The 13698-nt window shown below is 47.4% G+C and carries 10 protein-coding genes; 5 read left to right on the top strand and 5 right to left on the bottom strand.

Annotated elements, in window-relative coordinates; translation table 11 throughout:
* Positions 1-106 precede the first annotated feature (106 nt).
* Together csaA and udk are read right to left on the bottom strand one after the other, a co-directional pair.
* On the bottom strand, positions 107-436 hold the full coding sequence (csaA, locus tag J2Z28_RS19145; protein WP_211083751.1) for a chaperone CsaA: 330 nt from the start codon (positions 434-436) through the stop codon (positions 107-109).
* A gap of 112 nt (positions 437-548) precedes the next feature.
* Positions 549-1181 carry a uridine kinase gene (udk, locus tag J2Z28_RS19140; protein WP_017691162.1) on the bottom strand — a complete coding sequence of 211 codons (633 nt, stop codon included), beginning with the start codon at positions 1179-1181 and terminating at the stop codon, positions 549-551.
* Positions 1182-1503: 322 nt separating this feature from the next.
* Here udk and J2Z28_RS19135 point away from each other — a divergent pair, with 322 nt between their 5' ends.
* The 4 genes from J2Z28_RS19135 (at position 1504) to J2Z28_RS19120 (ending at position 6866) form a co-directional block, all read left to right on the top strand.
* Positions 1504-2340: a PRD domain-containing protein gene (locus J2Z28_RS19135; RefSeq protein WP_036616378.1), complete on the top strand. Its 837-nt coding sequence runs from the start codon at positions 1504-1506 to the stop codon at positions 2338-2340.
* Between the two features lie 126 nt (positions 2341-2466).
* Entirely contained in the window at positions 2467-4395 is a 1929-nt protein-coding gene (locus tag J2Z28_RS19130; protein ID WP_211083749.1) for a beta-glucoside-specific PTS transporter subunit IIABC, read from the top strand.
* Between the two features lie 47 nt (positions 4396-4442).
* Positions 4443-5900, top strand: a complete 1458-nt coding sequence (locus tag J2Z28_RS19125; protein ID WP_211083747.1) for a glycoside hydrolase family 1 protein — start codon at positions 4443-4445, stop codon at positions 5898-5900.
* Between the two features lie 6 nt (positions 5901-5906).
* Positions 5907-6866, top strand: a complete 960-nt coding sequence (locus tag J2Z28_RS19120; protein ID WP_211083745.1) for a 2-keto-3-deoxygluconate permease — start codon at positions 5907-5909, stop codon at positions 6864-6866.
* Positions 6867-6970: 104 nt separating this feature from the next.
* Here J2Z28_RS19120 and J2Z28_RS19115 read toward each other — a convergent pair whose 3' ends face one another.
* The gene (locus tag J2Z28_RS19115; protein ID WP_211083743.1) at positions 6971-7654 is read right to left on the bottom strand and encodes a type 1 glutamine amidotransferase domain-containing protein; all 684 of its coding nucleotides are present in this window, start codon (positions 7652-7654) and stop codon (positions 6971-6973) included.
* A 383-nt stretch (positions 7655-8037) separates the two neighbouring features.
* Between J2Z28_RS19115 and J2Z28_RS19110 the strand changes: the two genes are divergently transcribed.
* The gene (locus tag J2Z28_RS19110; protein WP_244988411.1) at positions 8038-8502 is read left to right on the top strand and encodes a hypothetical protein; all 465 of its coding nucleotides are present in this window, start codon (positions 8038-8040) and stop codon (positions 8500-8502) included.
* A 149-nt stretch (positions 8503-8651) separates the two neighbouring features.
* On the opposite strand, the gene J2Z28_RS19105 is transcribed toward J2Z28_RS19110, so the two are convergent.
* Entirely contained in the window at positions 8652-11672 is a 3021-nt protein-coding gene (locus tag J2Z28_RS19105) for a DEAD/DEAH box helicase (protein WP_211083896.1), read from the bottom strand.
* Positions 11673-11677: 5 nt separating this feature from the next.
* Positions 11678-13456: an SWIM zinc finger family protein gene (locus J2Z28_RS19100; RefSeq protein ID WP_211083741.1), complete on the bottom strand. Its 1779-nt coding sequence runs from the start codon at positions 13454-13456 to the stop codon at positions 11678-11680.
* Between the last annotated feature and the right edge of the window lie 242 nt (positions 13457-13698).

Below are 13698 nucleotides of genomic sequence, written 5' to 3'. Positions count from 1 at the left end.
ATGCTTTAAGGTCTCCAACATATGTAGTTCCATCAATAATCAATAAATCAAGAATACTCGATTTCCAAACATTTGAAAAGCCCTATTCTTCTTACTCCAAATAAAGTCAGGCTATCGGTGTTCCATTAGGTAATGGACTATCCGGGGTGAGCAAGATAACATCGCCTTCACCAGGCACGCCGCCCAGCACAAGTACTTCAGAGACAAAACCGGCAATCCGCCGAGGTGGAAAATCAACTACAGCAACGACCTGTTTGCCAATGATCATGTCAGGCGTGTATCGCTGAGTAATCTGAGCACTAGAGCGCTTAAGACCAAATGGTCCGAAGTCGATCGTCATTTTAATAGCGGGTATGCGAGCCTTGGGGAAGGGTTCGGCTTCCACCACTGTACCAACCCGGATGTCATGTTGCATGAACTCTTCAAAAGTAGCCATAGGGGTAGATCTCCTTTCAACTATTGGGGACTATTATAAATGAAAAATCAACAAAAAATCCAGATTACGCTGTATCGTAACCTGGATTTCTGTTGTGTTGCTTTGCAGCAAATTAAGCGCCGTTCCAATTTTCCCCGGTGAGGTATTTCTCAGTGAGGATGGATAACATCTGAATACCTACTTCATTATGTCCGCCTTCTGGAATAATGATATCGGCATACTTTTTGGATGGCTCGATAAAAGCATCATGCATTGGTTTTACCGTTTCGAGATATTGTTTGTACACGGATTGGATCGTGCGTCCGCGTTCTTCAATGTCCCGCAGTACTCTCCGCAGAATCCGCACATCGGAATCAGTATCAACGAATACTTTGATGTCCATCAGACTGCGAAGATGTTCGTCAATCAGCACATGTAATCCTTCTACAATGACAATATGGTTCGGTGCCAGTTCAACCGTCTCATTGGCAGCACGGTTATCTATGGTGAAGTCATATACGGGGGCATACGCCGCTTGGCCTTTTTTTAACAGGGTGAGATGCTCAATCAACAGATCATTATCGAATGCAAACGGGTGATCGTAATTGGTGAGTCGGCGTTGCTCAGGTGTGAGCTGCGACTGGTCTTTGTAATAATTGTCTTGGGAGATAAAAGTAACCTTACCTGATCCCAGACGGTCTATGACGGAGCGAGCTACCGTCGTTTTACCGGAGCCGGTTCCTCCGGCGATACCAATAATGAGCATGGTTGTTCCATAAGCCTCCCTAGAATGGCAGCATAGTCATGGATAAAGAGCACTGATCCACAATCGATTCAGCACCTTTACCCACATGTCTGTCTGTGAATACACAATTCCTTCATTGTACCACAGCGCTTTGTTTTTTTCATCTGCTTTGCAGAGGTATGTTTCCCTAAGATTGGATGATTGACTTTTTCAAAAACAGCACTATAATAAACTTATATTCATAACACGGACTGTTACTGGGGAAACCAGGCATGACCGAATTCGATTGCTTTACTGTAATCGCTTTCGGTCTTTTTTTATTTTTGTTGGGGGGGTGAGAACATTGAAGGTTATCAAGAAAGTAAACAATAACGTAGCCATCGCTATTAATGAACATAACGAAGAGGTTTTTGTCGTAGGTAAAGGGGTCGGATTTCTGAAAACGCCCTATGAGCTGACGGAGACGGACTTGGTGGAAAAAATATTTGTAGCACCAAAGAACATCCGTATGTATGACCTGCTGAACAGCATTCCGATTGAGGATATTTATCTCGCGGAGGAAGTCATCAAGCTGGGCAGTCAGATCCTGAATAAAACATTTAACCCGAATCTGCTTCTCACCCTGTCCGACCATATCAGTTTTGCATTAACCCGAACCAGAGAAGGTATCCGTATCAAAAACCCGCTGGAATGGGAAGTGCGGACACTCTATCCGGACGAGACCCGGGTGGGGGAGGCTGCGCTGAAGCTGATTCAGGAAAAAACGGATATCGCTCTGCCAACAGCCGAAACAACACTGATTGCTCTGCATTTTGTTAATGCACAGGTGGGCTCTGGAGAGATGACGGACACCACCAAGGTAACTACAGTTACGGGCGAGATCCTGTCCGTGATCAAATATGCTCTCAAAATTGACTTTCAGGAGGATTCCATCCATTTCATGCGCTTTGCCACACATATCCGGTATTTCATTCTGAGGCAGATGAGCGGTAAATCGCTCAAAGATGAGAATGAATCGCTTTTCCTGATGGTGAAGGAGAAGTTTCCGAAAGAACTGGCTTGTGTGGAGAAGATTGCTGATTTCCTGAAAAATAATTATGGCTGGACCTGTTCCGATGATGAAAAATTATATCTGATTCTGCATATCCAACGATTGATCTCAAATGAACCAACGGAATGAACTAACCGAATAATCCATATTGGACTGTTACTGATTCGATCAGGCATGACCAAGCGTAGGGAATGACGATTCCCCGGCTTGGTCATTTTTTATATATCCAATTTATTCATGTAGAGGAGAAGGGTCATGAACAACAAAGACTTGGCTAAAAACGTACTTGATCTCGTTGGCGGCGAGCAAAATATATCGGGTCTGACACACTGTGCAACCCGTTTGAGATTCGTATTGAAGGATGATAACAAAGCAGACCTCAAGGCGCTGGATCAGCTCGAAGGCGTGCTCAAGGCACAAAATTCCGGTGGACAGGTTCAGGTTGTTATCGGTGCCAAAGTAGACGCGGTATACAGTGAAGTGAAGAATTTAACTTCTGACCATATTGGTGAGCTTACGGAGTCTACAGACAGTGGACCGAAAAAGAGACGTAACCCCATCAACGTAGTGCTTGAAACTATCGCAGGTATATTCACGCCTGTTCTGCCAGCACTTGTTGGTTGCGGGATGATCAAATGTCTGGCTACCGTTATAACTGCAATGGGTTACCTGGAGGGTTCTGGCTTCCTGACGATCATTAACATGATCGGGGACTGCATTTTCTACTTCATGCCGTTCTTTCTGGCTGTTAGTGCAGCAAACCGTTTCAAAACTAATCCCTATTTGGCGGTAGCTCTTGCTGCGGGGCTGATGCATCCAACCATTTTGAACGCTGCAGCTCAGATTGCTGAGACAGGTGTAAACAGTATTGATTTTCTCGGCATGCCGATTCTGTTGATGAAATATTCCTCTTCCGTCATTCCAATCATTCTGGCGGTATGGATTATGAGTTATGTGTATCCAATCGTCAATCGAGTGATTCCCAAGTTTCTACAGGTCCTGCTTACCCCAATGATTGTTTTGTTCATTATGATTCCAGTGGAACTGATCGTGCTTGGCCCAGTAGGATCATATATCGGTGACTGGTTGACCAATGGTATTAACTCATTGTTCTCTACTGCAGGTGTTCTTGCTGGTGCGATTCTTGGATTTTTCAAACCGATCATGGTTATGTTCGGTATGCACTATGCCATCATGCCGATTCAGGTTCAACAAGTGGCTACACTGGGCGCAACCGTGTTGTTACCAACGGCACTAGCGGCGAATTTGGCTCAGGCTGGAGCAGCCTTCGGTGTTTTTGTCCTAACGAAGAGTAAAACGATGAAATCAGCGGCTGCTTCGAGTGGATTCACCGCGTTATTCGGGATTACTGAGCCAGCGATCTATGGTGTGACGCTAAAATACAAACGTCCGTTTTTCGCAGGTTGTCTGGCAGGCGGATTAGTTGGTGGATTCTACAGCTTGGTGCATACAACAGCGAATGCAATTTCACTTCCAGGTGTATTGGCAATTGGCACGTATTCCTCTGATCGTTACATGTATGTCGTTATTGGTTGTGTTGCCGCAGTTGTACTCGGGTTTGTGTTCACGCTGTTGGCGGGCATCAAGGAAGATACAGATGGAAATAAATCGAAGCAGCAAGCTACGAATAAAGTAAATAGCAATCAAACAATCGTTGCCACAGAGGTAACTCCAGCGTCCGTATCATCACAGACATCCACATCTTCTGACATGCTTATCGTTAGTCCAATGACAGGGGAGATCAAACCGATCTCTGAAGTGGAGGATCAAGCGTTTGCCCAAGAATTGATGGGTAAAGGCATTGCAATCGTTCCGACAGAGGGCAAAGTATATGCTCCATTTGACGGAGTAGTCGAAGCACTTTATCGCACCAAACACGCCATCGGGTTGAAAGCCGCGAATGGTGTTGAGATCCTGATTCATATCGGGGTGGATACCGTCAGTCTGAAAGGCAAATATTTTAACGCCCATATCGAGCAGGGACAGACAATCAAGGCCGGGGATTTATTGGTGGAGTTTGATCCGGAGGGCATTACGTCAGCAGGCTATAACACCATTACATCGATTGTGGTAACCAACATGCAACAGTACGGAGATGTGCTGACTACAGCGACCAGCGGCCCGATCCGGGAGAGTGAACCTTTGATCAAGCTGATTCCATAAAACTTGTAATAAGACCTAATAACACGTAATAACAGGAGGAAACTAAAATGACGAATTCCAATTTTCCAAAAGATTTTTTATGGGGCGGTGCACTGTCTGCCTGTCAGGCCGAGGGAGCTTATAATGTGGACGGCAAGAGTCTGACCATTCCAGAAGTGATGAAGTTTAATGAGAAGAACGATCGCAAAGTGACCAAGCAGATCAGAGTGAATTGGGAGATGATTGAAGAGGCAAGGAATGACCCGGATACCGTGAAATATCCAAAGCGCCGGGGAATTGATTTCTATCATTCTTTCCGTGAAGATATCGCCTTGTTCGCCGAGATGGGCTTCAAAGTGTTTCGTTATTCCATTTCATGGGCCAGAGTATTTCCAGGTGGCGACGATGCCGCTCCGAACGAAAAGGCACTAGAGTTCTATGATCAGGTTATTGATGAATGTCTTAAACACGGTATGGAGCCCCTAATCACCATCAGTCACTTTGATACGCCAATTGTACTGATGGACAAGTTCGGAGGATGGTATAACCGCAAGCTGATCGATCTGTATGTGAACTATTGTGATGTGCTGTTCAATCGCTACAAGGGCAAAGTGAAATATTGGGTGACGTTCAACGAGATCAACATGAGCGTGAAAGCATCGGCCAAGACGCTGGGAATCATTGACTATGATGCTCCAAATTATGAAGAAATGCTGTTCCAGGGGTTGCATCATCAATTTATAGCTGCGTCCAGAGCAACCAAGATAGCCCATGAGATTGATCCGAATAACCAGATCGGAAGTATGGTCGCTTATTTTACAACGTATCCTTACACTTGCAAGCCGGAAGATGCACTTCAGATGCAGCAGGATGATCAGATGAAGAATCAATTTTATCTCGATGTGCTTAATAAAGGCGAATACCCTTACTATAGTAAAACGTATTTCAAAAACAAGGAGATCCAGTTGAACATCGAGGATGGCGATCTGGATAGCATTCGCGCACACACGGCTGATTTTGTGGGGATGTCGTATTACAACTCGATGATTTCCAGCAGTGATACGGAGCAGCTCGAACTAACTGCAGGTAATGTACACAGCGTATATAAAAACCCGCATCTGCCCGCTAACGAGTGGGGTTGGCAGATTGATCCGATTGGCCTGCGGTATACGCTTAATCTCGTCTATGACCGGTATCAAAAGCCTGTCTTCATTCTGGAGAATAGCTCAGGTTTCTACGATAAACTGAATGAAGATGGAACGATCAACGATCCTTACCGGATTGATTTCCTGAGCAAACATATCGAACAGATGGGACTCGCCATTGCGGATGGGGTCGAGGTGTTGGGTTACACAATGTGGGGGCCAATCGACATGATCAGTTCAGGTACTTCCGAGATGAGCAAACGGTACGGATTTATCTACGTGGATCAGGATGACTATGGCAATGGTACGCTGAAAAGATATCGTAAGGATTCGTTCTTCTGGTATCAGAATGTGATCCGTACCAACGGAGCAGAACTGTAACGCACCATGAACATTCTGGGTCGTATCAAAAAAATCCCAGGCGGCTTGCTGATTGTTCCTATGCTGGCCGCCGCGGTCATCAACACGGTTTTTCCATCGTTTTTTCAGATCGGAGATCCAACAACAGCGCTATTCACATCGAAAGGTACCATGGTGCTGATCGGTATGATTTTACTGATATCAGGAACACAGCTTAATTTGTCACAGCTTCTGGTGACTTTGAAGAGAGCAGGGGTGCTCTGTATCTCCCGTATCCTCATCAGCTGCCTGTTCGGATGGGCGTTTGTACACTTTTTTGGCATAAGTGGGGTCGGGGGAGTGTCTGCGGTAGCCTTCATTGCCGTTCTGACCAGTTGTAATCCAGGATTATATCTGGCCTTGATGAACACATATGGAGATGATGTGGATCGGGCTGCGTTTGGCATTCTGAATCTGATCGCCGTACCGGTTATTCCGGTCATGATCTTGAATTCGGCAAGCGGTGTCGGTATCGATTACCTCAGTGTACTTGCTACGCTAGTGCCTTTCTTGATCGGGATACTGCTTGGTAACCTGGATAGTAATATACAGAAGATGTTTGCTCCGGGAACACTGATTCTGCTGCCTTTCCTGGGCACAAGCTTTGGGTCCAATATTGATCTGCGTATTGCATTTCAGTCCAGTCTGTCCGGCTTGTTGGTCACGGTATTATTTTTGCTGATCTGCATGTTGCCGCTCATTGGAATAGATCGAACGATATTAAGACGACCCGGTTACGCAGCGGCTGCGACATGTTCGGTTGCTGGATTGTCCATGGTGGTGCCTTCGATGGTTGCCGGGTTCAATCCGGCGTATGCACCTTATGTAGACACAGCTATCGCTCAGATTGCGTTTGCCGTGATCCTGACGTCGGTGACCGTGCCTTATATCGTGAAGCGTTTGGCTGGAGGAACAGCGACGGAAGCTTCTGCATCAACAAATCACTAGAAAAAAACAGCACGTGTTCTGTCAGGTTATGACGGATCACGTGCTGTTTTGCTTTGTACATCTATAGGATCTCCTGGGGGAGGAGAGGGATCGATCGGTTTATTTTACAGATCCAGCAATTTTTTAACACTTTCAGCTACAGCTTTGCTGGATTGCGGATTCTGTCCTGTGACCACGCGGCCATCTGTTGTGACATAGGAGCTGAAGGCAGCAGCTTTATCATATTGTGCAGCGCGTTCTCTCAATGCATCTTCCAACAGGAAAGGAACATACTCGGTTTGTTGAGCCAATGTTTCTTCTTCATTCGTGAAGCCGGAAACCGTTTTGTCGTTGATCAAAAGCAGACCGTTGGACAACTTCACATTCAACAGGGCTGTAACTCCGTGGCACACGCCGGATACAACGCCACCCTTTTCATAGATTTCACGAGAAAGCTCTTGAAGTTCAGCATTGTCCGGGAAATCCCACATCGTACCGTGACCGCCTGTGAAGTAGATTGCATCGTAGTCACTTGCATTCACTTCGCTAGGTTTCAACGTATTTTTCAATTGGTTCATGAACGTTTCGTTCTCGAAATAGGCTTTGGTGCTCTCATCCAGAGAGTCGCCCAGACTTTTCGGATCAAGAGGTACGTTCCCACCTTTAGGGCTAACCAGATCGATCTGAACATTGTCATTATGGTCAAACTCTTCAATAAAGTGAGTTGCTTCGCTCAGCCACAAGCCAGTAGGCTCGTCTTTCGTTGCGTACTTATCTACATTTGTTAGAACAACCAGTATTTTTTTCATATAAAAACCTCCCATAAAGTATATAACATCAATTTATATTAAATATCACAAAATTAAATTGTGTAAAATATATTAGTAAATATAACATAACCATGTTCTAAAGTAAAACCATGAACGTATCGTCGATCTCCAATTTGACTTTCAAGCGGAGGTGAAAAGAACAACCTAGTCGTAGTAAATATGCCCGTAAGAATGCACTTTTACTTATTATGCCCTGCTTAATTTACTCAATTTGTAAGCGGAGGTAGACGTGTGTAAGCGATATCGAAATTAATTCAAATTTGATGTTAATTTGATTGAACAACTAGTTCTTTTGATTTAGAATGGCGGAAGATGCCAACGAAAAACTGGTACATATTACATATATACTTGGAGGAACATTCATGAAACGTTCAGGCAAATTTTTCGCTTCAACCGTAGTTGCTGCCGTTGCTGCAGTATCCATTGTCTCTTCAGCTTCAGCGAGCACAGTTTCAGTCTCCAACATCTCTAGCGTAACACCTGCCAACATTAGCAGTATGGATATCGAAACGGCTTTGATGATGGTCCAACAAGAACGTACCAAATTGCTGGATGTGCAATTGCAAATGCAAATTCAGGAAGTACAGAACCGTAATCAACAGATCGCTGAGTTGAACTCTCAATTACAGGTAGCCCAGCAAAACGGGGATGAAGCAGCTGTTCAAAAGCTGAAAGGTCAAATTGATGCTGCAAGCAACTCGCAACAGATGGACATGCTTCGTCTGCAGTCCATGTCCAACAAGCGCAATGAAGCGTTTGATGTTATGACGAACTTTGTCAAAAAAATGCAGGATTCAAGATCATCCATCATCGGTAACATGCGTTAAGAACGGATGATTCACTGCAACAACACAAAAAGAGCGAAGCCGGAATTTACTTTCCGAAACTTCGCTCTTTTTGTATTTCTCTTTTTTATGATATATCTCATCTAATCCGGGTGTGGACCCAGTCTGTATACTGTTTTCTTCAATCCAAGTTAGCCCGACCAGTCACGACGCCGAGTGAACAGATCCTGCAACTCATCCGTGGACAATTCGGTAATCCAGTTCTCGGAGCTTGTGATGATGTTATCGCTGAGCTGCTGTTTGCTCTCCAACATCTCGTCGATCCGCTCCTCCAATGTGCCAAGAGAGATGAACTTATGCACCTGAACATCCTTGGTCTGACCCATCCGATAAGCTCGGTCGGTAGCTTGATTCTCAACAGCCGGGTTCCACCAGCGGTCAAAATGGAACACATGATTGGCCGCCGTCAGATTCAATCCCACACCGCCTGCCTTGATGGACAGAATGAAGACGGACGGTTGCTTGTCCTCAGGCAATGTACGGGATTGGAATTCCTCAATCATACGATCCCGTCCCGTCTTGGACGTACCCCCGTGCAGATACAGCACAGGTTCCTGCAACTCCTGACGCAGTACCTGTTGCAGCATCTGACCCATACCGATGTATTGGGTGAAAATCAGGCATCGCTCACCCTCGTCCCGTAATTCGCGGACAAGCTCCATCAGTCGTTCCAGCTTCGCAGAGCGGCTGATCAGCATCGCCATATCTTGCGGACTGTACACGTCATAAGAAGATGTTAATGCGCCGTCTTCGGGCAGTTCCTCTGGCAAGGCCTCTTTGGTCAGCAGAAGTGGGTGGTCACACAATTGCTTAAGCTGAGTTAGGGCTGATAGGATCGCACCTTTGCGCTTGATACCTTCCAGTTCTTTCATTTTATCCATCAGGGCCTGTACGGACTGGTCATACAAAGCACTTTGTTCGCCCGTCAGGTGAATGTAGGTCTTCATCTCGTTTTTGTCCGGCAGATCGAGCTGGATATTCGGATCTTTTTTCTTACGGCGTAGCATGAATGGTTTCACCAATTGCTGCAGATCCTGCATCCGTTGCTCGTCCTTGTCTTTCTCTATAGCACTGATGAAGCGAGTCTGGAATGCCCGGGCGTTGCCCAGATATCCTGGATTGATAAAGTCATATATTGACCACAGCTCGGACAACCGATTCTCAATCGGCGTACCCGTCATTGCAATGCGGTGTTTCGCCGGGAAACTGCGGACAGCCAGAGACTGTTTGGTCTGGGCGTTTTTGATATTCTGTGCTTCATCAAGACAGATGCACGCCCACGTGTAAGTCTGCAACATTTCCTGATCCAGTGTAGCCGTAGCAAAGGACGTGATGATAATGTCCACCTGTTCCGTCTGCTCCCGGAATTCTTCCCCGCTTAATCGGCGGGCCCCGTAATGTAGGCTGACATTAATGGAGGGTGCGAAGCGGCTAATCTCCTTTTGCCAGTTGCCCAATACAGAAGTTGGACAGATCAGAAGTGCCGGAGCCTGTCCCGGCTTACGTGGTTCATGATCCTTGATGTGTAACAGATACGTAATGAACTGAATGGTTTTCCCGAGACCCATATCATCGGCAAGACATGCCCCAAGTCCGAATCTGCGCAGGAAACCAAGCCATGCAAAACCTTCCTTCTGATACGATCGCAGCTCGGCATGAAGCCCTGTCGGAATGGGCAGGGAAGGTGCGCCGCCTTGTCCGCCCCCGAGTTGTGCAATAACCCGGTTCAGGTGCTCATTCAGTTCTACTTCCAGCCGAATATTCTGATCATCCTGTGGTTGCTGCTCTTCCTCGGTTTGTTGTCCTTCCTTCCATTTCTGGTTGCGATATTCCCGTTGCTCATTGTGCAGCAGATGCAGGTGCAGAATATCCTGGAATGAGAGTCCCTGTTCCCGATCTACACCGCCCATGGCACGACGTATCTGTTCCAGCAGGTCGGGATCAAGTGGAACCCATTCTCCGCGGAAGCGAACCAATCGTTCATTACGGGCAACAAGGTCGGCGAATTCATCTTCGCTGAGATCCGTGTCACCAATCGCAATTCGCCAGTCAAAATGAATAATCGAGTCCAGTCCAAAGAACGACTGTCCCCGCTCACTGCCTTCCTCCGGCTGCACCTTGGCACGCAACTTTGGTTTCTTCTTACGGGCTGCTTCCCACCAACCAGGCAGCAGAACTTGCCAGCCCGCTGCGAGCAACCGCCCGCTATCCTGCGTCAGGAACTGCCAGGCTTCCTGATCTCCCAAAGGATCACTCAGCACATCCCGCCTGCCGCTAATGGAGCTTCCGAGACGCGGCAGATGTGCACGCAGCTGATCCAGCCATCCGGCGGAGCGATCCAGAATGAACGGTGTCCATACCTCTGGCCATTCGCCTTCAAGTCTGCCGCGTGAATCCAGCATGACGGGTACCAATACGGCGGCATCCAGCTTGTTCTGCAACACCAGTCGCAGCCGCCAAGATGGCTCATCCTCGTCCGGCTCCTGCAATTGCAGCATGGGTCTGAATGGTGCGGCATCTGCTTTCCAGCCAATGGATACGAGCCAGGACTGGGCGTCCATTCCGGCTGTCTTAGGGAGAGTGCCGCGCTCTGGGAACAACTGCGGAAATTCACGCCGCAGATCCGTCGCAGCTTCTTCCGAACTGTACCAGCGTTGGAATACGAAGGCGGAGTAAGCCGCCCCAAGTCCCTCGGCATAGCTCTCGTCCGTCTGCTGAATCGCTTTCGTAAGCGATGCCCGCTCCTGCTTTTTCAAGCTATCCGGGTCCCAGGTCCACTGAAGCTGTCCTGCACGGTAGGCCTCGAAGCTAGGCATGTATTTGCGTTTTTCGATAGATGCTGCGAGTGCCGGAGCCAGTCGAATCAGATGTTCCGCTTGCTCGTCCCACTTCCATTCAATATGAAGCAGGGTATGCATCTCGGCAAAAAAGGGAATCACTTCTTCCGCAGGCAGAACAACCAGCTCAATCTCCTCAATCTGCCGAACTTCCAGTTCGGTCCCGTAGAAGGAAGGCGCATGCCAAGCGAACAATCGCTGCTTAAGCGACTGTCCCGGTACAAAGTGGTGTGTGTTGAGTGCTCCGTAAAACAAAGCATCGCCATATCCGGTTAAAGCGACGTGAACCTCAATCGTTTCAGTGTAAGGATGAATTAAGCTCATGAGATCAGTTTACCTTTCCGAAGCTCTTCCTGCAGGGCGCGCAGCCGACTGTTACGAACGGCGAGTGTGGTGATGAATTGCTCCCAGTGCGCTTCTTGCTTCATTTTTTTATAGATTTTGGACAGACGTTTCAACAGCTTCACCGCTGCTTTGTATCCGTCCCTGTTTTTGTGTCCGATATAACGCTCCACTGCCTGATGATAGAAGGGAAGCAGCAGCTCAGGTGCATCTTTTTCGATTGGTTGCAGCATCGCTACGCGGAATTCGAGAGGTTCCGTTCCCGTACTCAGCTGAAAATCAATCCATCTGCGCCACTGTCCACGCGAATGCATAGCATCCTCGTAGGCGGGGCGGGAGTGGGGAAGCATACTGACAAGCGTGTCCCACATACGGTTCTCTGCATCGGGCAGATGTTGAATGGCCGTATCCCATAGTTGCATGTAATCATTCAAAGGTGTATTGCGCCGATTCGCCAGAAGGGGGCCAAGTTGTACCAACCAATCGCCAAGCCGCTTCCATTCAGCCGAATCTGCGAGTACATGGAGAAAATGCAACAGTTGTTCTGGCGGGAAACCGTAGGCCGAGCTTCCATGGATGAGCCGCTGCCATGCGTGATCATCTTGCCCCAGATGGAAGTGCATCCAGCTCTGCGCGAGTACTAGCGGCAGAGGCAGTGTTACGGCTTTGCCTGGTCTATCACTACTACTTCCATTACTTTGAGCGCTACTCAAGACACTTCCACCTGACTGGGATGGTGTCGAAGCGGCGGTTATATTACGTTCTATATCATTTAAGATAGCCTGTTCCGACGCTAACATGTCCCGCGACCCTTGAAGCTCAGGTACGATCCAGTTCAACCACAGTTGTCGATAGATCGGAGTGAAGAACATCATGCTGGCTGTCTCAGGCATCATCTGTTTGCGTAAATAAGCCGAGGTTTCGGCCAGTCTGTTCCAAAGTTGTTCAAGCTTGTTTCCCTTTAGACCTGACAGGTCTAGCGGATGGTTAAAGATCCGTTCAATGTCTTTCTGAAGTGCATCCACCGCGAGCTGGGCAGGGTAGCTCAAGTACACGGGGGTATGCGTGATGGAGTTACGAGCAGGCGGCACGCAGAATCGGATGAGGTGCAGCTGCACATGTAGTTCAAAAAGTTGGTCCATCGCAGGGGTTAGCCTTGGTTTAATAGCATAGAGCTCGTCCGTTGCTTCCTGTACGTAGGATGTGCTTGCTGTGCCAGTACCCAGCCGTCTCAGACAGGAGTGGAATAGTTCATGCCATTCCGAGATTTCGAGATCAGCAAGCTCTGTTGCACGTTCCTTGATCTGGCTGTATTGGTTGTCCGGAATGTCCATATCCTGTTGTTCATCGGCTTCTGTATAGCTGGATAGTCCTGCGGACATGGCACCGATGGGTTTGGTCGTTTGTTTGAGCGCAGTACTGGAGTGTGCATTTACAATAGCATGCACAGGTCGCTCCAGTTGTTCGGCATAACTCATCAATACAGCCGTCATATGTTTGCATACGGAACTCACCGGGCAGGTACAATGACTTGTAGTCAGGGATTGCATGCTCAATGTTACTTCGTACTCTTCCGATCCTTGTACAACGGCCGAAATCCCTTGTTGTTCTGAATAGGTTAATGGTCCGACACGTTTTTGTTTATAATATTGGAATCCGCGCATGATCGTCAGGTTGTTAAAATGCTCTGCAACTTCCCGAATTAATTGTTGCCACTGCGCATCATCCATCCTCATGTTATTCGGTATGTTCATCATTCCATCTCCTGGGGTAAACATAGGTTCAGTAATCACCACGTCTGTGACGTGATGTTGTAAATTTGTTGTATCCATCATATCAGTTATGAGCCGATCCGTGCATGGGTTATGAAGAATTTGAAGTTATTTCAGACCAACTGGAATCAGGATGAACACGTCGGTTCTGCTGGCGGACGGAATGCATGATTGCACCATATTGTGTATGCTTATGGTATGTATTCCTATCAGGAACGATGCAGGCC

It is taken from the genome of Paenibacillus xylanexedens, assembly GCF_017874615.1.
In the GTDB taxonomy this organism is placed as follows: domain Bacteria; phylum Bacillota; class Bacilli; order Paenibacillales; family Paenibacillaceae; genus Paenibacillus; species Paenibacillus xylanexedens.
Note: the sequence above shows the minus strand (reverse complement) of the source record. Positions and strands in the feature narration are given on the sequence as shown.